Annotated in this window: 18 protein-coding genes and 2 pseudogenes; 13 read left to right on the top strand and 7 right to left on the bottom strand. The window is 73.0% G+C overall.

What is annotated here, in order from left to right:
* Window positions 1-10: 10 nt before the first annotated feature.
* Entirely contained in the window at window positions 11-1978 is a 1968-nt protein-coding gene (locus FM076_RS02020) for an aminotransferase class I/II-fold pyridoxal phosphate-dependent enzyme (protein ID WP_173868229.1), read from the top strand.
* Between the two features lie 64 nt (window positions 1979-2042).
* Here the strand turns inward: FM076_RS02020 and FM076_RS02015 are convergent, their stop codons facing one another.
* A complete protein-coding gene (locus FM076_RS02015; protein ID WP_173868228.1) occupies window positions 2043-2483 on the bottom strand; it encodes a hypothetical protein in 441 nt (146 codons plus the stop codon).
* Window positions 2484-2796: 313 nt separating this feature from the next.
* On the opposite strand from FM076_RS02015, the gene FM076_RS02010 reads away from it, so the two are divergent.
* Window positions 2797-3846 carry an ABC transporter substrate-binding protein gene (locus FM076_RS02010; protein WP_173868227.1) on the top strand — a complete coding sequence of 350 codons (1050 nt, stop codon included), beginning with the start codon at window positions 2797-2799 and terminating at the stop codon, window positions 3844-3846.
* A 109-nt stretch (window positions 3847-3955) separates the two neighbouring features.
* Here the strand turns inward: FM076_RS02010 and FM076_RS02005 are convergent, their stop codons facing one another.
* Window positions 3956-4789: an SAM-dependent methyltransferase gene (locus FM076_RS02005; protein ID WP_173868226.1), complete on the bottom strand. Its 834-nt coding sequence runs from the start codon at window positions 4787-4789 to the stop codon at window positions 3956-3958.
* Between the two features lie 327 nt (window positions 4790-5116).
* Here FM076_RS02005 and FM076_RS02000 point away from each other — a divergent pair, with 327 nt between their 5' ends.
* Both FM076_RS02000 and FM076_RS01995 read left to right on the top strand, forming a co-directional pair.
* Window positions 5117-5497: a peptidase inhibitor family I36 protein gene (locus FM076_RS02000; protein ID WP_173868225.1), complete on the top strand. Its 381-nt coding sequence runs from the start codon at window positions 5117-5119 to the stop codon at window positions 5495-5497.
* A gap of 390 nt (window positions 5498-5887) precedes the next feature.
* Window positions 5888-6847, top strand: a complete 960-nt coding sequence (locus FM076_RS01995) for a hypothetical protein (protein ID WP_173868224.1) — start codon at window positions 5888-5890, stop codon at window positions 6845-6847.
* Window positions 6848-6890: 43 nt separating this feature from the next.
* Here FM076_RS01995 and FM076_RS01990 read toward each other — a convergent pair whose 3' ends face one another.
* Window positions 6891-7316 carry a hypothetical protein gene (locus FM076_RS01990; RefSeq protein ID WP_173868223.1) on the bottom strand — a complete coding sequence of 142 codons (426 nt, stop codon included), beginning with the start codon at window positions 7314-7316 and terminating at the stop codon, window positions 6891-6893.
* 272 nt (window positions 7317-7588) lie between these two features.
* Here FM076_RS01990 and FM076_RS01985 point away from each other — a divergent pair, with 272 nt between their 5' ends.
* Window positions 7589-8593 (top strand): pirin family protein, encoded by a 1005-nt coding sequence (locus FM076_RS01985; protein ID WP_173868222.1) that lies wholly within the window; start codon window positions 7589-7591, stop codon window positions 8591-8593.
* A 205-nt stretch (window positions 8594-8798) separates the two neighbouring features.
* Window positions 8799-9173, top strand: coding sequence for a hypothetical protein (locus tag FM076_RS01980; RefSeq protein ID WP_173868221.1), 375 nt, complete (start codon window positions 8799-8801; stop codon window positions 9171-9173).
* Here FM076_RS01980 and FM076_RS01975 read toward each other — a convergent pair.
* A complete protein-coding gene (locus FM076_RS01975; protein WP_173868220.1) occupies window positions 9154-9876 on the bottom strand; it encodes a nitroreductase family protein in 723 nt (240 codons plus the stop codon). The genes FM076_RS01980 and FM076_RS01975 overlap by 20 nt on opposite strands.
* A gap of 101 nt (window positions 9877-9977) precedes the next feature.
* Between FM076_RS01975 and FM076_RS01970 the strand changes: the two genes are divergently transcribed.
* From FM076_RS01970 to FM076_RS01960, 3 genes are all read left to right on the top strand, one after another.
* Window positions 9978-10880 (top strand): sigma-70 family RNA polymerase sigma factor, encoded by a 903-nt coding sequence (locus FM076_RS01970; RefSeq protein ID WP_173868219.1) that lies wholly within the window; start codon window positions 9978-9980, stop codon window positions 10878-10880.
* A 48-nt stretch (window positions 10881-10928) separates the two neighbouring features.
* The gene (locus FM076_RS01965; RefSeq protein ID WP_173868218.1) at window positions 10929-11693 is read left to right on the top strand and encodes a YqjF family protein; all 765 of its coding nucleotides are present in this window, start codon (window positions 10929-10931) and stop codon (window positions 11691-11693) included.
* A gap of 129 nt (window positions 11694-11822) precedes the next feature.
* The gene (locus FM076_RS01960; protein WP_243274268.1) at window positions 11823-13277 is read left to right on the top strand and encodes an MFS transporter; all 1455 of its coding nucleotides are present in this window, start codon (window positions 11823-11825) and stop codon (window positions 13275-13277) included.
* A gap of 139 nt (window positions 13278-13416) precedes the next feature.
* Here FM076_RS01960 and FM076_RS01955 read toward each other — a convergent pair.
* Window positions 13417-13650 (bottom strand): annotated as a pseudogene (locus tag FM076_RS01955) (iron chelate uptake ABC transporter family permease subunit); the annotation flags it as partial.
* Here FM076_RS01955 and FM076_RS35230 point away from each other — a divergent pair.
* Entirely contained in the window at window positions 13589-14461 is an 873-nt protein-coding gene (locus tag FM076_RS35230; protein WP_428814634.1) for an HtaA domain-containing protein, read from the top strand. The pseudogene FM076_RS01955 and the gene FM076_RS35230 sit on opposite strands and share 62 nt — an antisense overlap.
* Here the strand turns inward: FM076_RS35230 and FM076_RS34870 are convergent.
* Both FM076_RS34870 and FM076_RS34865 read right to left on the bottom strand, forming a co-directional pair.
* Window positions 14395-14961, bottom strand: coding sequence for a helix-turn-helix domain-containing protein (locus tag FM076_RS34870; protein WP_345944850.1), 567 nt, complete (start codon window positions 14959-14961; stop codon window positions 14395-14397). The genes FM076_RS35230 and FM076_RS34870 overlap by 67 nt on opposite strands.
* A gap of 179 nt (window positions 14962-15140) precedes the next feature.
* Window positions 15141-15308: pseudogene (locus FM076_RS34865) on the bottom strand (AraC family transcriptional regulator); the annotation flags it as partial.
* Between the two features lie 438 nt (window positions 15309-15746).
* Here FM076_RS34865 and FM076_RS01940 point away from each other — a divergent pair.
* The 3 genes from FM076_RS01940 to FM076_RS01930 are packed head-to-tail and all read left to right on the top strand — an operon-like array spanning window position 15747 to window position 18900.
* A complete protein-coding gene (locus FM076_RS01940) occupies window positions 15747-17168 on the top strand; it encodes an ABC transporter substrate-binding protein (protein ID WP_173868216.1) in 1422 nt (473 codons plus the stop codon).
* A complete protein-coding gene (locus tag FM076_RS01935; protein ID WP_173868215.1) occupies window positions 17165-17995 on the top strand; it encodes a carbohydrate ABC transporter permease in 831 nt (276 codons plus the stop codon). Before FM076_RS01940 ends, FM076_RS01935 begins: the two co-directional genes overlap by 4 nt.
* Complete coding sequence (locus FM076_RS01930) at window positions 17992-18900, top strand: carbohydrate ABC transporter permease (RefSeq protein ID WP_428814633.1); 909 nt, start codon at window positions 17992-17994, stop codon at window positions 18898-18900. Before FM076_RS01935 ends, FM076_RS01930 begins: the two co-directional genes overlap by 4 nt.
* Window positions 18901-18942: the final 42 nt, after the last annotated feature.

The raw sequence follows: 18942 nt of genomic DNA, 5'->3' as shown, positions 1-18942 counted from the left end.
GAGACTCAGCATGCGCAGGTCCGCAGACATCGACGCGCTCCAGCACGCGCTGTGCGCCGCCCTCGGCTCCCGCGCACCCGTGTGCACCCTCGCCCGGCTGGGCCAGGACACCGGCGCGCTCGCGGCACTGGACCCCGCCGTCCTCGACCGCCCCACCCTCGTCCACGGCGGAGCCCCCTACGGACCCTCCAGCCCGGCCCCCGCGCCGCACGCCCTCAACGCGCTGCTCCGCCGCGCCGAGACGCTGCACGCGCCCCAGGTCCTGGTGCCCCACGTGCGGCGCACCGACGACACCGGCCCGCTGCGCGCCGCGGGCTTCGTCCCCCTCGCCACCGCGCCCGAGTGCGTCGTACGGCTCACAGGCGAGGTGGACGACGTCCTGCGGGCCCGCGTCGGCCCCGCCCGGCTCCGCGATCTGCGCCGCCGCCACCACGCCGTCTCCCGCGACCTCACCTGGGAGCGGATACGGCTGAGCCGGCTCGACGCGAAGCCCTGGGCGCGGGACGCGTTCGTGGAGCTGCACCGGCGCCGTGCGGAGCACCACGGCGGCGGCCACAACCCGTACACCGCCGACGCCCTCGACGCGCTGGCGAGCGGCGTGCTCGCGGACCGCACCGAGATGTTCGTGCGCCGCCGTGGGAACGCGGTCGTCCAGGCCGGTCTCGTCACGGTTGCCCACAACGGCCGCGGGCTGTACCACCTCACCCAGGCCGTCGACCACGACGATCCCGCCGCGGGGCGGAACCTCTACGTGGCGAGCCTCTACAGGCTCTACCTCGACGCACGGCACTCCGGCCTGCGCTGGGTGCACCTCGGCCGGGGGGACGCCGAGCGCAAGCGCCGCCTCGGGGCCGACCTGTTCGTCCCCCTCGACCACTGGCTGCGCGCCCCCGGCCTCGGCCCCGCACCCAACAGGGAGGCGGAGCCGGCGCTGTCGCGGTTCGCGGCCCCGCCCGTCACGGCGGTGCCGGTCCCCGGCCCGGCCCGCTTCCGGCACCGGCCGCGGTTCGACACCGTCGACCTGTCGGGCAACACCAACCCGTTCCTGGAGCCGGAGAGCCAGTACCCCCACCTCGACACGGCGGAGCTGGCCCGCACGTATCTGGCCGCTGTCTCGAAGGTACCCGGCCACAACGATCTGACCGGACTGAGCGCCGACCACCTGCTGTTCAGCAGCGGGGCCGTGGACGGCGTCATGCTGCTCCTCGCGGCGCTGGCCTCGCCCGGCGAACGCGTCTGCGTGACGCCGCCCACCTTCGAGCTCTACGCCCACTTCGCCCGCGTCCTGCGGCTGCCGGTCGTCGAGGTGCCCCTGCGCGGTGACGATCTGTCCCGGCTGGATAGCGAACGGATCCTGGCAGCCGATCCCCGGGTGACCCTCCTGTGCGACCCGAACAACCCCGTCGGGACGCGGCTCGACCGGGACCAGGTGCGCACCCTCGTCACCCGTACCAGGGGAGTGGTGGTGATCGACGAGGCCTACGTCGAGTTCAGCGGCAGCCCCTCGTACGCCGGGCTGGTCGCGGAGCACGACAACCTCATCGTGCTCAGGACCCTCTCGAAGGCGTGGGGGCTCGCCGCCGCGCGCTGCGGCGTCGCCCTGGCCCAACCCGGCCTCGTCGACGCGCTGCGCCGCGTCCAGGTGCCCTTCGGGTTCACCGACGCGTCGCAGCACGCCGTACGGGACCGGCTGACCAACTCCCGGCGGGCGCTCGCCAGTATGCGGCTCATCCGGGCCGAGCGGGACCGGATGGCCGCGGCACTGGCCCACCATCCCGCGGTGGACCGCGTGTTCCCCTCGGAGGCCAATTTCCTGCTGGTCCGACTGCGCAAGCACGAGCGCGTCATGGAGCACCTGCGCGGCGCGGGGATCGTCGTCGCCGACACCGCGCGCCTTCTCCCGGCGACCTGCCGCATCTCCGTCGGCGACCGGCGCGCGAACAACGCCCTGCTCGAAGCGCTCTCCTTTGCTCTGTGAACCGGCGGCCGGGTCCCGGGAAGACCCCGGGGCCCGGCCGTGGTCGCGGTCGTGGTCGTGGTCGTCAGAGATCCTCTCCGAGGGGAAGGGGGGCATTCGCGCCGCCCTTCGTCTCCACGACCAGGAACGAGAGGACCTCGTCACCGATGTTCCTCAGATCGTGGAGGTGGTATGCGCCGTCGGAGAAGTCGAAATGCTGGGCCTGCCCCCGGGAGTAGGAAATCTCCCGGGTGGTCCCGTCGCTCACGTGCTGGCGGGCCCGGCCGCTGGTGAGGGCAATCCAGAAATAGTCCAGTACGTGCCGGTGGACAGGTATGCGTGCGCCCGGCTCCAGACGTGTCTCCCAGATGCGGAACGTGTCCGTCTCCTTGACGAGCGTCCGGCCGATCCGGCCGTTCGCGGCGTTGCGGTCGAATTCCTTCCGGAGTTCCGGACTCCAACGGTCGAATTCCTCGGCGACAACGGTTGCGGCCAGGGGGAGTTCGGAGCGGAAACTTTTGCCCACGAACCGGTTCCTTTCGGTCGTGACGGAGTTTTCCGGCTCAGGCTATAGCCGCCCGAAATGCGGCGGCAAGCATTGGGTAGGGAAAGGGGAAAGAGGATCCGGCGAGGCTTGCGGGCGCCACCCGGTACGCCCGATGTGACCGGTGCGCCCGGTGTAGCCCGTGCCGCGGCCCGCATCCGCGTGGCGGCGCTCGGCGGGCCGCCTCCCGGCCGCTGGCCGGCGTTCCCTGGAGCCGGACCGGCCCGTGCGCGTACGTGGCCGAAAAAGGAAGTAAGGTTCGCCTAAGTAGTATCCCCGAGACCCGGAGCACCCGATGCCGATACGCCCGAGCGGCCGCGGTCAGCGCGCTGCCGCAGCCGTCGCCCTGTCCCTCGCCGCGGCGCTGACGCTCTCCTCCTGCGGTTCCTCCGACGACGGCGGCGGCTCGGGCGGCGGCAAGGGCGGCGCGAAGGAGAAGGTCGCCCAGGGCGGCGAGGACTTCGCGCGGGCCGCGAAGAAGACCGCCTCCTTCGGCACCAAGGCCGCGCCGGGCGAGTTCCCACGCACCATCACCCACGCCATGGGCAGGACGGAGATCAAGAAGGCGCCCGAGCGCGTGGTCGTCCTGGACGTCGGTGAACTCGACAACGCCGTCTCCCTCGGCTTCAAGCCGGTCGGCCTCGCCCCCACGGAGGGGGACAACGAGATCCCGAGCTACCTGGAGAAGCAGGCGGGCCACCCGGAGAACGTCGGCACCATCAACAACCTCAACCTCGAGGCCATCGCCCGGCTGAAGCCCGATCTGATCCTCGGCAGCCAACTGCGCGCCGCCGACAAGTACAAGCAGCTTTCGGCCATCGCCCCGACGGTCTTCTCCCTCCGGCCCGGCTTCACCTGGAAGGAGAACTACCTCCTGAACGCCGCGGCGCTCGACCGTACCCGGCAGGCGAAGGCCAAGCTCGACGCGTACGAGAAGAAGGCGGAGCAGCTCGGTGACGACCTCGGGGACAAGAAGCCCACCATCTCGATGGTGCGGTACATGCCGGGCATGATCCGGCTGTACGCCAAGGCGTCGTTCATCGGCACCATCCTCCAGGACGTCGGCCTGCCCCGGCCCGGGAACCAGCGGGTCAACGATCTCGCGACCGAGATCAGCCCCGAGCGGATGGACGAGGCCGACGCGGACTGGATTTTCACCGGAGCCTATGGCGACCCCGAGTCGACGGACCGTGCCAAGGCCCGGAACAGCCCCCTGTGGAAGAACCTGCGCGCCGTCAGGAAGGGCCATGCCAGGGACGTGGACGACGAGACCTGGTACCTGGGCCTCGGGGTGACCGCCGCCGACAGGGTCCTCGACGACCTCAGGCACCACCTCGTCAAGTAGCGGACCCCCGGCCCCGGTTCCGGCGGCGGTTCCGGGAACCGGGGCCGGACGGCTCCGGCAGCGGAACCGGCCGCGGGCGCCGGGCGTCGCGGGCCGCCCGGCGGGGCCGTCAGGCCAGGCGCCCTATGCCGCCGTACCAGGAGACCTCCGCGTGCGAGGGGCGCTCGGACTCCGGGACGGTGGCGCGCCAGTCGGAGACCACCTGGATGCCCGGCTCGACCAGGTCGAACCCCGCGAACAGCTCGGTGAACGCCGCCTGGTCGCGCAGGGTGAGCGGTACCCCCTGGGCGCGGTAGGCGGCCTGGACCCCCAGAGCCGTCTCGGGGGAGATCTCGGCGGTCGCGTGGGAGAGGACGAGCACGCTGCCGGGGGCCAGCGCCTCGCGCAGCTGCGCGACGAGCGCGCCGGGATTCTCCTCGTCGGAGATGAAGTGCAGGATCGCCACCGCGAGTACGGCCACCGGCTCGCTGAAGTCGATCAGCGCCCGGGTCTCGGGGTGCTCGATGATCGAACGGGGGTCCCGGATATCGGTCTCGATGACGGTCGTGCGCGCGTCGGTGGACAGCAGCGCCCGCCCGTGGGCCAGGACGATGGGATCGTTGTCGACGTAGACGACGCGCGCCTCGGGATCGTGGCGCTGCGCGACCTGGTGCACGTTGTGGGCGGTCGGCAGCCCCGACCCGATGTCCAGGAACTGGCGGATGCCCGCCTCCTCGACCACGTACCGCACCGCGCGGCCGAGGAAGGCCCGGTTCTCGCGGGCCGCGGTCCGCAGGGTCGGAAAGGCCGCCATCGCCGCCTCGGCGGCCTCCTGGTCCGCGGGATAGTTGTCCTTGCCGCCGAGGAGGTAGTCGTACATACGGGCCGAATGGGCCTCATTGGTACGCAGTCCGGTTCCACTGGACTCGAACAGCCCCGGCGACTCCTCGTTGGTGTGCGTCACGCTTCCTCCGCTTCTGGCCGCAACTCCCCGATACAGCACGGCAGATCGGATGATCTGCTCGCATGGGAGGAAGCCTATCCGGCCCCGGACCGCGCCCGGCCGCGGCCTCGCGGATCCAGGTAGGGAACCGCCGTGCCCTGGGAACTCCGCGCCGGTCGCGGCGCGCCGGCGGTGTTCCTTCGAAAGGGCGGTTTGCCCCGATGTTCGCTTGGCTGCGGCATCTCGGATGTGGCTTGCTGGGCACCGGACGGCCCCACTGGTTTTCCACCGACGGAAAGCGATTCCGTCCCAGGGGGCCGTCGGCACGGGAAAAGAGGAATGCACGCCATGCGTCGTATCTACTCGATCGCCATTGTCTCCGTCACCATGGCGGCGGCTTTCGGCACCGCTCCGGCTCAGGCCGCCGCTCCGCAGGCACCCCGGCAGGCCGCGGCCTACAACTGCTCCCCGGGGCACTTCTGCATCTACAGCGGGTGGGACGGTGGCGGAACCCGCTGCCAGTGGTCCCAGCGCAGCAAAGCGAACACGGCGGACGACTGCTCCTTCATCCGGAGGGGGCAGAACGTGCGCTCGGTGTGGAACGGAACCGGGCACCGGGTTCAGTACTACACCCAGACCAATTACCACAACCGTGTCGGCTCCACGCCCGCCGGTAAGGGCGGAAACCTCCAGGGCAACTATCAGATCCGCTCGTTCAAACCGCAGTAGGCACCGCACGGCAGCGGACACGCGGACACCGGACACCCGGTGGTCGTGACAGCGCGTCTGCGAGGACTGTGAGGGGACGGCCCGGTTCCGGGACCCGCGAGGGCACCGGGACCGGGCCGGGTCGCGTCCCGGCACGGCGAGTGCCCACGAGAACGCCGCCCCGGGCCGAGGCGGAAGAGCGGAAGAACGGCGGCCGGGCCACGGGACCCCGGGCCGCTCCGCCCTCCCGGTGGTGCCCGGCACACCCCGCGCCCCGTCCCCGGTTTCCCGGCGCCCCCGCGTGGTGCACCATGTTCCCCGCGCCGTCGCCGCTCGCCGGCGTACGGCCGACCGTGCCCGTCCATTCGGAGGCCCGGGCGCCATGCCGGGCCGGGAGCACCAAGGGGAGAATTGAGCGACGAATTCGATCTGCTGGCCGCGCGGATGGAGAACCGCCGGGCGGCCGAGGACGCGGAGCGGGAACTCGCCGGGTTCGACGAGGCGCTCGCGCGGCTGTCGCTCACGGACGCGGAGGTTCCGCTGACCCGGGAGGTGCTCGGGCGACCCCAGGCCTACCCGACTCTGGCCGCGATCGCCTGGCTGGTCACGGCCGCGACCGCGGTGTTCCTCGGACTGGCCGTGGAGGACCGGCTGGAGCCCTCCCATCCTTCCCTGGCGACGGCCGGCGGCGCGAGTGCGGCCATGGTGTTCGCAGTGGTGCTCGGCTCGGGATCCGCCTGGCTGCTGACGCGGACGAGGGCGGGCGGCGAGGCCGCGCGCAACCGGCTCGTCCACGTGGCGGCCAGGACGGTGCTCGCCTGCGCCCGCGTCCACGACGTGCACGACCTCGCCCGGCGCGCCGGGCACATGCGGCAACTGGACCGCTCCTACCGGCAGTTGGAGCAAGCCGTGCTGCGAGCGCACCGCGCCCGCGCGACCATGCCCTTCTCCTCCCCCCGGCACGCCGTCGCCCGGCAGCACGCGGCCTGGGTCGTGGGGGCACTGCGACAGGACATCTACCGGCTCGACACCGAACCCGACGACGCGGTGCGGAAGCTGGCCGCGAAGGTGGTGCTGCTCGGCGAGCGGTACGCCGAGGGCCGGGTCGGGGCGCTGCTGCCCGAGGAGGCGCTCGAAGGAGCCGAGCCGGTCTCCCTGGCGCGAAGAGCCCTGCGGGAGTCGGCACACATGGCGCTGGTCCTCGTGGCGGCCGTGGCCGGGGCCTGGGCGGCGCAGGTGGGAGGGCAGGCGATCGACGCGTCGAAGGGCCTCCAGGCGGTTCTGCTGGCCGTCGGCGTCGTCCTGGGCGGCACCCTCGCGGGCGGGTGGCAGCGGGCGTCACGCCTCGTGGAGCTGTTGCCAGGGAAGTAGTGGCCCGCTCGGCACCGGCGGGACTCCGCCGTGGTGCCGGCCGTCACCTCCTCCTGGAGGTGAGTTCGTCCACGACGAACCCGAGGCCGATCCCCAGCATCCACACGTCCTTGGCCAGCGGCGTGCCCTGTTCCGTCGGGCGCACACTGCCCTCCTCGTGCATGCCGGGGGTGCGCAGATACATCCCCAGGAGCCCGGAGGAGAACGCCACCAGCCCCGCGCCCGCCAGCAGCGTCGGCACGACCGGCAGCAGCAGGGCGGCACCCAGGGCGATCTCCCCGGAGGAGAGCAGCCGCGCGAAGGTCGTTGGATGCGTCTTCTCGAGGAAGGGATAGGCGCCTTTCGCCATCCCGTGCAATCCGGTGGCGCTTTCCTCGTCCATCCCGCGCTTGGTCAGTCCGGAGTTGAGAATGAACGCTCCGGTGGCCAGCCGCGGCGCTACATGCCTGAGGGCGATCGGAAAACGCATGGGGCCTCCCGGCTTCCGTGGGGTCGGAGTGCCAGTCTAGGCGGAAAGTCCGTTTAGAGGATTGAGGGAGGATTCGGCCGAACAGGTCGGATATGGCGGAGCCGACGGCGCTTCCGGCGGCGCACGGGGCGGCGCACCGCCGCGCCCTGCCGTGCCGGAGCCGTCCGGACGGCCGAACGGGCGCCGCCCGGCGGACATGAGCGCCCCCGCCCCGGGAACAGCCCGTACGCCGCACCCGGCACCCCCTCTCCGCAGGCCGGTACGGTGACCGTGTGAGCAACACGGACACCCACCCCCCGGAGCAGACGGTGTGCTCCGGTCCGCCGACGGGCCGGCCGGAGCCTGACATCGAGCTGCTCGAAGCCCGTGAGGTTCCGCTGGGCGGCCCCCGGGCCATGCTGGTGGGGCGCAGCCTGCCCAACCGGGACCGGCGGATGGTCGGGGCCTGGTGCTTCGCCGACTCCTACGGGCCGGCCGACATCGCGGGCCGGCCGGGCATGCAGGTGCCCCCGCACCCGCACACCGGGCTGCAGACCGTCAGCTGGCTGCTGGAGGGCGAGGTGTGGCACCAGGACAGCCTCGGCAGCAGGCAGATGGTGCGGCCGGGGGAGCTGAACCTGATGACGGCGGGAGCCGGTATCGCCCACTCCGAGCAGTCGCCGCCGGACCACTCCGGTTCCTTGCACGGGGTCCAGCTGTGGATCGCCCTGCCCGAGCGGGACCGCGGCGGGCCCGCCCACTTCGACCACCACACCGGGCTGCCCGCCTTCAGCGAGGCGGCGGGCAGCGTCACCGTTCTCATGGGCGGGCTGGCCGGTGCCGTGTCCCCGGCCCGCGCCTACACACCGCTGGTCGGCGCCGAGATCGCCCTCGGCGCGTACGGGCGGATGACCCTGCCGCTGGAGCCGGAGTTCGAGCACGCCGTGCTCGCCCTCGCCGACCCGGTCCGGGTCGAGGGGCACACGGTCACCACGGGGGCGATGCTCTATCTGGGCCGGGGGCGTCGTGAGGTGCGGCTGGAGGCCGGGCCGGCCACCCGCGCCCTGCTGATCGGCGGCGTCCCCTTCGAGGACCCGCTGGTGATGTGGTGGAACTTCGTCGCCCGCACCCACGAGGAGATCGTCGAGGCGCGGACGGCATGGGAGGCCGAACGGGAAGCGCGCGGCGGGGCGGCGGCCCGCTTCGGCGCGGTGACCGGTTACACGGGCCCCGCGCTCCCCGCGCCCGCCCTCCCCACGACTCCGCTGCGCGCCCGCCCCCGCTACCGGGCCCGCTGACCCCCGGCAGGCGGCCCGCAGAGGTGGAGGGCGGGCCCGCGGGCAAGGATCCCGCGGGCCGGCTCCGTCCCGGCTGGCCGGCTCCGCCGGCACCGATCCGCCCTGTCACCACCGAGGCGTCCCCGGCCACCGCCGATCCGCCCCGGCACCGTCGATGCGGCTCGTCCGTCGCGGACGTGATCGGGGCCGTATAACATCAGCACCCATGTCGAACGCTGATGAGCTGCTCGTTGACATCGCCGCCATGGTGGAGTCCGAGCAAACCAATCAGATGTCCCTGACCGTCGTGGTCCACGGAGCTGTCATCACGGGCCGGCTGGCCCCTGAGACGGTGTGGCGGGAGCGAGTGGCCGAGGTCCTGAGGGACTCCGACCGGCTCGTCCCGTTCGCCGGCCTCTTCATGGGTGCGCCCGACGAGTCGGGCCGCGAGCGGACCGGGCCGCCCTCCCACCTGCACTTCCACGTGGCCAGGATCCTGCAGGGACAGGTGGGCATCCCCGAGACGGGCGGGATGTACCGCATCGCCATCAAGGACGTGAGCGCCTGGACGATGGGGGACCTCAGCTACTCCGACCAGTGAGCCGCGGCTGCTCCGGCCGGCGCCCCGGCCGGGGGCCCGCGCCGCCGAGGAACGTGACCGTCTCCGCGAGCGGGGCGCGGCCGATGCGGGCGCAGGCCGCGGCCCGGTCCTCGTAGCCGACGGACAGGCCGCCGAACAGCAGCAGCTCCTTCGGGGGCGACACCACGGCGGCGGCCGTCCGGTGGTAGACCGACCACGCCATCTGCGGGCAGCTGTGCAGCCCTTCGGCACGGAGCAGCAGCATCACTGTTTGCAGGTAGATGCCCAGGTCCACCCACTGGGCCGCGCCCATGTCCCGGTCGATGTAGCAGAGCAGCAGGGCGGGGGCGCCGAAGCAGCGCCAGTTCGCGGCGACGGCCTCCTGGCGTGCCCGGGAGTCCTCGCGGCGGATGCCGAGCGCGTCGAAGCGCTGCGCCGCCGCGGCGGAACGGCGCTCCCGGTACGGCGGTTTCAGCTCCGCCGGGTACATCCGGTACTCCCGCTCGTCGCCCGGGTCACCGGCCTCGGCGCGCCGCGTGGCCCGCTCCTTCAGCTCGGCCAGCGGAGCACCGGTGAGCACGTACACCCTCCACGGCTGGAGGTTCCCGCCCGACGGCGCCCGTGCCGCGGCGGCCAGGACGCGTTCGAGGGCCGCCGTCGGCACCGGCTCGTCCCTGAACCCGCGCACCGCCCGCCGGCTCCCGACCGCCTTGTAGATGTCCACCCGTACGACCTCCCGGCTCCTCGTTCCCCGGACCCCGGCGCCACCCGTGGTTCGGTGTGTTCCCTACTGTGGTGACGGGCGGCGTCCGGGAAAGGTGACAGGTGGAGCAGCAGCACGAGGCCCTCGCGGAACTGTTCGAGGCCCATCGCGACCGACTGCGTACGGTGGCTCACCGGATGCTGGGCTCCCTGCCGGACGCGGACGACGCCGTGCAGGAGACCTGGCTGCGGCTGGCGCGCGGCGACGCGAGCGCCATCGTCAACCCGGCCGGCTGGCTGACCACGGTGATCTCCCGCATCTGCCTGGACATGCTCCGCTCCCGCGAGGCCCGCCGCGAGGAGCCGGCCGGCCACCCGGAGACGCTCGACCACCCGGACCCCACCACCCGCGGCGACCCGGAGCGGGAGGCGCTGCTGGCCGACTCGGCCGGACGCGCCCTGCTGGTCGTCCTGGACCGGCTGTCCCCGGCCGAGCGGGTCGCCTTCGTGCTGCACGACGTCCTCGCGGTGCCGTTCGACCAGGCCGCGGCCGTCGTGGACCGCTCGACGGCCGCCGCGAAACAGCTCGCCAGCCGCGCCCGCCGCAAGGTGCGGGGCACACCGGCGGTCCCGGCCGACGAGCTGTTCCGGCGGCGGCGGGTGATCGAGGCGTTTCTCGCCGCGTCGAGGAGCGGCGACATCGACGCGGTGCTCGCGGTGCTGGCCCCGGACGTCGTCCGCACGGCGGACCGGGCCGCCCTTCCCGGCGGCAGGCCGTCCGAGGTGCGCGGCGCGCGCGAAGTGGCCGGGGAGGTCGCCGTCTTCGGACGGAACGCGAGGTTCGCCGAGGTGGCCCTCGTCGACGGCGTCCCCGGGATCGTGGTGGCGCCCCACGGCCGGCTGCGCCTCGTCCTCACGGTCACCGTGGAGGGGGACCGGGTCGCCGGCTACCGGGTCGTCGCCGATCCGCTGCGGCTGCGCGACTTCGACCTGGCGGTCCTCGACCACGCTCCCGCACGCGGCTAGCGCGGGGAGCGGCACCCGGGCCGGTGGCGCGTCTGCGATCCTGCCCCCATGCCGTTCACCTCGCGCGGTCCCCACCCCGTCACTCCGGACGCACCGGTGGACATACCGCGTCCCCTGCTGACGCAGCAGTGGCTGGATCTGACCTTCGTGCACTGGGCGGTGGACCCGGCCGCCGTGGCGCGGGTGCTGCCGGCCGGGACGGTGCCCGACGTGTTCGACGGGATGTCGTTCGTGGGGCTCGTCGCCTTCCGGATGCACCGGGTCGGCTGGCTGCGGCTGCCGGGCGTGCCGTATCTGGGCACGTTTCCCGAGACCAACGTCCGCCTGTACTCGGTGGACGCGCACGGGAGGCGCGGTGTCGTCTTCCGCTCGCTGGACGCCGCCCGGCTGGTGCCGGTGCTGCTGGGGCGGTTCGGGTTCGGGCTGCCGTACATGTGGTCCCGCATGGCCGTCCGCACCGGGAAGGACACGGTCCGGTACGAGAGTGTGCGGCGCTGGCCGGGACCGCGCGGGGCGCGCAGCCGGATCGTCGTACGCCCAGGTGAACGCGTGGCGGAGCCCACCGGCCTCGAGCACTTCCTGACCGCCCGGTGGGGCATGCACACGGCGTTCTTCGGCGCGGCTGCCTACCTGCCCAACGCCCACCCCCGGTGGCCGCTCCACAAGGCGGAGCTGGTCGCCTGCGAGGAGGATCTCGTGACGGCCGCGGGGCTGCCCGCGCCGGTGGGGGAGCCGGTCAGCGTGCTGTATTCCCCAGGCGTCCCCGTGCGGTTCGGCAGGCCCGTCCGCCCGGCCGGCGTCCCTACGCCCTGAGCCCGCCTCGGTCCGCGGCCCCGTGCCGCAGCGGGCGGGCCGCGGCCCCGCGATCCACAACGAGGGTGCGTGAAAGGGGCGCCGACAGGTGTTGGACCGCGCCCCCCGGCGGCGGCGACGCTGAACGGCATGCCCGTCTACCACCGCCCCCGGCCCGCCCGTCCGTCCGCCGCCACCGCACCGGCCCGGTACGCCGTCCACGGCAGCACCCTCCTCCTGACGCACCCCGCACCGACGAAGCGCGAGCACGCGCCGCACGCCCGTGAACCGCACACCCGTGAACCGGATGAGGGGGAACCCCATGAGGGGGAAACCCATGAGGGGGAACCGCACGGTCGGGGACCGTGCGACCGGCCCCGTGACGGGCGGGAAGCGCGTCCGCGGACAGCACGCAATCCGTACGCCCGGCTGTTCGCCCGTCCCGGCACCGCCGGCTTCACCCTCGGCAGCCTGCTCGCGCGGCTGCCGATGGGCATGTTCACCGTCAGCGCCGTGCTGATGATCGCGGGGGAGCGCGGTTCGTACGCGCTGGCCGGGAGCGTGACCGCTGCGGGACTGGCGGCGACCGCGCTGGCCGGACCGCTCGTCGCACGGCTCGTGGACCGGTACGGGCAGGCTCGTGTCGCCCTGCCCGCCACCTCTATGGCACTGCTCGGCTCGCTGGCGCTCGTGGTGTGCGTCCACACCCACGCGCCGGACTGGACGCTCTTCGCCGCCTACGCCGCCACCGCCACCACCCCCAACACCGGCGGTATGGCACGGGCCCGCTGGGCGCATCTGCTGCGCGACGACCCGGCCGCGCGGCACACCGCCAACTCCTTCGAACAGGCCGCGGACGAGCTGTGCTTCATGCTCGGGCCCGTCCTCGCCACCTTCCTGTGCACGGCGCTCTTCCCGCAGGCCGGGACGCTGGCCGGGTGCGGGCTGCTGCTGACGGGGACGCTGCTGTTCGCCGCGCAGCGCTCGACGGAACCGCCACCCCGCCGCGAGAGCGCACAGGCCGGGCCCGCACCGCTGACCCGGCCCGGAATGCCCGCGCTGCTGCTGGTCTTCCTCGCCACGGGGGCCGTGTTCGGCGCGCTGGAGGTCGTCACCCTCGCCCACGCGGACGGGGAGGGGCACCGGGCCGCGGCCGGCGCCGTCCTCGCCTGCCAGGCGGCCGGTTCCGCCCTCGCCGGGCTCGCGTTCGGCGCCCTGCCGCCGGCCCGCTCGGCGCGGCGCCGGCTGGCCGGATACGTGGGGGCGATGGCCGCCCTGACGACCCTGCCGCTGCTGGCCTCGCTGACGGCGCCGCTGCCGCTGCTGGCCGGGGCACTGCTGGTGGCGGGCATGGCGACGGCACCGGCGATGGTCACCGGCATGGCTCTCGTCCAGCAGCTGACTCCGGCCGGCCGCCTCAACGAGGGCATGACGCTGGCCGTCACCGCGCTGCTCGGCGGCATCGCCACCGGATCGGCCACCGGGGGCTGGGCCGTGGAAGCGCTCGGCCCCGACGGCTGGGCCTACACCGTCCCCCTGACGGCGGCCACCACGGCAGCCCTCCTCGCCACCGCCCTGGCGGTACCGTCCCGCCGGTCCCGGTGAACGGCGCCGGGCGCTCCGCGAGAGGCGGGCGCGCCGAGGCCGTCGCACCGCCGCCGGCCCGGCAACTCGGGGAGATCCCTGAGCAACCCCCGACCCGGTCCGGTCAGCGCGGCGGGGTGCCGTCAGGGGCGGTGCCGTCCGTCAGCAGCGCGACGACCAGCACGAGGGCGAGCCGCAGCCGTTCGACGTCGACGCCCAGGTGCCGGGCCGGCCTCTCGCCCAGGGCCAGCAGATCTCGGCGGCGGGCGTAGCAGGGCGCCACGAGGAGCCCGGCGAGCGCCCAGGGCAGGACGGCCAGCACCTTGGGCCAGGTGGCCCGGGCCAGTGAACCGAGCTGCCAGAAGGTGATCTGGGTGAGCTGCGCGTTGTCCGCCCTCGCGGCCCCGGGCACGGTGCGCACGGCCGCTCCGGCAGCCGCCCCCGCCCTCCCGCTCACCGGCGGGACGCTGGACTGGGGCGTCAAGAAATCCTTCCGCGCCTGCCTGACCGGCCGCGCGGGCGGGAAGATCACCGTGGGGACGGCGCCGGAACCAACGACGACGGCTCCTCCCGCTTCACCAAGGGGAAGGGCGGCTACGACGCGAGGGCGCACGCTGTCACCATCCTTCCACGGCAGCGTCCACCTGTACGGCCACCACGGGGCACTCGACATCAAGCTCTCCGGCTTCTCCGTGCGGACCGGGGGCAGGAGCGGGACCCTGACGGCCGATCTGGCCACCGGAACGGGCGAGAAGGGCGACGGCGAGCCCAAGGAGACCAAGGACGACGTGCCGTTGGCCGCACTCGACCTCTTCCAGGTGACGCCCGCCTCGGGCCGGGGCGGCGAGATGACGTTCGCCGACATCCCCACGACCCTGACCCCGAGGGGTCGGACGCGCTCGGGGGCCGGCGCCCGGCCGCCAACCGCCGGGCGCCACCACCGGGGTTCACGGCGAGCACGGCCCCCGCTTCGAAGGCTTCGCCGCTCGGATACGGCGCCTGTGCGGAACCGCACCGACGGCGGGCTCGACTCGCCGCCGTCGCGGGCTTCCTGGCACGGGCGACCCACCGGCAGTCCGGGGCGACACGCCTCCTCGCCTGAGGGCACACCCCCCCGGACTCGTCGTCCACTGCGGTGTCAGAAGCGTGCTCCGGCTTCGCGGGGCTCCGCGCCGGGCTCTCCGTTCACGGCCATACGCCGGTAGTCGCGCGGCGGGATGCCGTAGGCGGCGCGGAACGCCCGGGTGAAGTCGCCGGGACGGGGGAAGCCCCACCTCGCGGCGATGGCGTGGATGGGCCGGTCGCGCAGCCGGGGGTCCGCCAGATCGCGACGGCAGTGTTCCAGGCGCTGCCGCCGGATCCAGGCGGCCACCGTCAGGCCGTGGTGCTGGAAGAGCCGGTGCAGCGAGCGGACCGAGATGTGGTGTGCCGCCGCCACCTCGTCCGGGGTGAGGCCCGGGTCGCCCAGCTGCCGGCGGATGAAGTCCTGGACCCTGAGGAACAGGGCGCGATGCCGGCTCTCGAACGCCACGGTGTGGCCGGTGCCGAGGCGCTCGGCGGCGGCTCCGGCCACCAGGTCGAGCAGGACCGTCGAGAGGCGGGACGCGTCCTGGCCGCCGTGGCGAGGGGGACGGCAGGACAGGTGGGTGAGGAACCGGGCCAGCAGCGCGGTGCGTTCCGCGGTGCGGGGGAGTGGTGCGGCCACCAGGCGGGTGAGGTGGTCCGGCGGTATCGGCAGGCCCTTCTTGGGGAACTGGGCGACGATCTGCCGGGAGCGTCGCGAGCCGGACCGGGTCCAGCCCTCGAAGGGCAGCGAGGAGTCGTAGACGACGAGGTCGCCGGTGCCGAGCCCCGCCCGGCTCCGGCCTGTTCGAGGCCCATGGTGCCTTCGAACGTGAGGGAGAGCTGGAAGAAGTCGGGATCGCTCCGCCGGATGAGCCGGGGTGTGCGACGGACCGTCATGGGCGGGTACGCCATGGTGGAGACCTGGACACCGCCGAGGTCGAGGATGTCCGCCGTCGCCGGGAAGTCCCCGGCGCGCTCGCTGCTCATCGCGGTGGGGATCAAGGACGTGGCGGTCATGTCGTGCCACCAGCCGAAACGGTCGCAGGCGGGCAGCCGCTCCGTGGACAGACGCAGACGTGCGGGCTCCACGTTCCGCCGTCACCTCCCTCGCTCTCACGGCACATACTGGTCCGCCGGTGCGGCCTGGGGAACAGCGGGCCGGGCCCTCGGGTGCCGGGGCGGTGCGGCCGGTCCACGGGGCGGATCCTCTTTGACAACGGCACAGGTCGCCGCATAGTTTGCCGCTCACCTGCGACGCGGCACCCGCGTCGCGCCCGATTCCGAGGGAGGGCAGCGCTGTGACGACTCCGCGTCTCACCCAGCGCCGCTACCTCGACCTGCGGCGGTCCACCAGCACGGGATGTTGAGCGGCACTCTCCTCCGCTCCGTCCTTCCCCCGCTCACGCACCCTCACCCTGGACCGCCATGCCCTCCGCGCGCATATCGCGGCGGCTGACGCGGCGCGGCCTGCTGTCGCTGGCCGCCGCGTCCGCCGTCACCGCCACCGGTTCCGCCCTGCTCACCGCCCGCGGCACCGGCGGCGCCTCCGGCGACAAGGTCGTACCCTTCTACACGACCGAGTCGGACCCCGAATCGCTCGCCTTCTACCGCTCGGTGATCAGGAGGTTCGAGCGGAAGCACCCGGGCGTCACCGTGAAGATGACGCTGTACTCGGACGAGAACCAGCTCCAGTACCTCCAGTCGGCCATGCAGACCGGCACCGACATCGGCGTCTTCGCCCCGCCCGCCGCCAACATCCTCGACTGGGCCGTGAAGGGCTATCTGCTGCCGCTCAGCGGCATGGTCCAGGAGATCGGCGAGGACGACTTCCTGCCCGGCACCCGCATCATCCACCGCGGTGAGGACTACGCGATGCCGTTCCAGGCCAACGCCTCCGTCCTCTACTACCGCAAGGACCTGCTGGACAAGGCCGGCATCGAACCGCCCCGCACCTACGAGCAGTTCCTCGGCGCCGTCCGCGAGCTGCACGGCCGGGACGGCATCGACGGCATCTCGTCCGGCGCGGGCAACACCCCGGGGATGACGACCCAGTTCCTGGCGCCGTACGTCTACCAGGCGGGCTGGGACTACTACGGGCCCGACGGCGAGGTGCTGTTCGGCAAGGACGAGGTGCTGGACGCGGTCCAACGGCACGTCGCGATCATGCGGTACGGCCGCAAGGGCGCGTACAACACCACCTACCCGGACCTGATGAACACCTACATCTCAGGGAAGGCCGCCTTCGCCACCATGGCCGGCCGGCTCGGCGTGAACCTCGCCGCGCAGAATCCGAGGATCGCCGAGGTCACGGGCGTCCTGCCGGTTCCGGCCGGGCCGTTCCGCACGGGGCGGCTGGCGTACGGCGGCAAGAACCAGTACAGCGTCTTCGGGCACACCCGGCACAGACGCGAGGCCACGGCCTTCCTCAAGGAGCTGACCACCGGCGGGAACGCGCTGGAGTTCTCCCTCACCGTCCCCGGGCACCTCGTCCCTCCGCTGAAGTCCGTGCTGGCCCGGCTCCGCGAGGAGATCGGCCGCTCGCAGGACCCCTACCTCACCCAGTACGGCGACTGGGTGCGCACCATCCTCGACCTCGTCCCGCACGCGATGAGTCCCGACATGGCCATGGGCTCGGTCGTGGACGGGCGCTACGACGGCAAGCGCTCCAATCCCTGCCCCTGGGCGGGCAAGGCGTGGGCGCCGCCACCGGCCGACGCCTCCATGGTGCAGTCGATCCTGCTGCGCGGCGACGACCCCGAGCGGGCGTGGCGCCGGGCCGTGGACCAGTTCGCCTTCGCGGCCCGCGACTGGAAGTCGGCCAACCCCACGTGGAGGCCCGCCGCATGAGGACCCTCCGCCCCGGGCGCGCCCTCCAGTACGCGGCGCTGGCCGCCGTCGTCCTCGCCGCCGATCTGCCGCTGCTGTGGATCCTGTGCACGGCCGTCAAGCCGGACCAGGAGATCATCGCCTACCCGCCGACGTTCCTCCCGCACGAGATCACCCTCGACAACTTCCGCACGCTCTTCGAGATCTCCTCCTTCGGCACCTACCTCGGCAACTCCCTGATCGTGGCCGCCTGCTCGACGCTGCTCGTGGTCGTCCTCGGCACCTGCGCCGCGTACGCGCTCGTCCGCTTCCGCATCCCGGGGCTGCGCTGGGTCGGTGAGCTGTCGCTGTTCGCCTACCTGGTGCCGCCCATCCTGGTGCTGGTGCCCGTCTCGCAGCTCGTGGCGCGGTTCGGGCTCGCCAACAACCTCGCCGCGCTGGTCGTGATCTACACGGCCACGCTGCTGCCCTTCGCGCTGTGGACGCTGCGCTCGTACTTCCACGGGCTGACCGTCGAACTGGAGGACGCGGCGATGGTCGACGGCTGCACCCGCTTCGGCGCCTTCGTCCGGGTCGTGCTGCCCCAGTCGGTACCGGGGATGGTCGCGACAGCCGTGTTCGCCTTCAACGCCGCCTGGAGCGAGTACCTCTTCGCCTCCACGCTCATGGCCGACCCGGAGAAGCTGACGCTCAGCCCGGGGCTCTCGCTGCTGATGGACCAGACGAGCGTCTACTCCTGGGGTGTGCTCATGGCCGCCGCGCTGATCGTCGTCGCGCCGGTGCTGGTGCTGTTCGTGTTCGTCCAGAAATTCCTCGTCGGCGGCATCGGACAGGGGGCCGTGAAATGAAGACCGTGAACGCCACACCCCGCAGGGGCCTCTCCGACCGGACACTGGGCACGCTGATGCTGCTGCCGGCGCTCGCACTGCTGCTCGTCTTCGCCGTCCACCCCTTCCTCGCCTCGGTCTTCGACAGCTTCTTCCACGTCGACTTCCTCACCCGCGAGCACACCTTCCTCGGCCTCGACAACTACCGCCGCCTGTGGGACGACCCCGCCACCCGTGGCGCCTTCGGGCGCAGCGTGCTGTGGGTCGCGGGGAACGTGGTGGTCCAGGCCGTCGCCGGCGTCGCGCTCGCGCTGCTGCTCAACGCCGGGCTGAAAGGCCAGACCCTCGCGCGCGGACTCGTCCTGTTCCCCTACGTCGTCCCCGCCGTGGTGGCCGCCATGGTCTTCCGCTTCGCCTTCAACGACACCTCGGGCATGGCCGGGTACGTGCTGCGCACCCTCGGGCTGAGCGACAGCCTCGTGAACCCCTTCGCCGACCCGGCCACCGTGCTGGCCGCGCTGGTCGCCGTGAACTGCTGGAAATATGTGCCGTTCATCGTGATCGTCGTCCTCGCACGGCTCCAGACACTGCCGGGCGAGCTGCGCGAGGCGGCGGCACTGGACGGCGCCGGGCGCTTCGGCGTCTTCCGCCACGTCACCCTGCCGTGGATCGCGCCCGCGCTCGTCGTCGCCATGCTGATGCGCACCATCTGGACGGCGTACGACGTCGACCTGCCGTACCTGCTCTCCGGCGGCGGCCCGATGGACACCTCCACCACCGTCCCCCTGGAGATCCGCAAGCTCGCCTTCGCCGACCAGGACCTGGGGGCGGCTTCCGCGCTCGCGGTGTGCGTGGCGATCCTGCTGGTCGCGGGGGCGCGGCTGTACCTGCGCGCGTACCGGGCGAGCGAGGACGCGACGGGCTGAGCCCCCGGCGGAGCGCCGATTACTCCCCTCACGACGAGAAAG

This window comes from Streptomyces albus subsp. chlorinus (assembly GCF_013302895.1).
Classification (GTDB): Bacteria; Actinomycetota; Actinomycetes; order Streptomycetales; family Streptomycetaceae; genus Streptomyces; species Streptomyces chlorinus.
The sequence above is the reverse complement of the archived record's forward strand: the minus strand, read 5'-3'. Positions and strand labels throughout refer to the sequence as shown.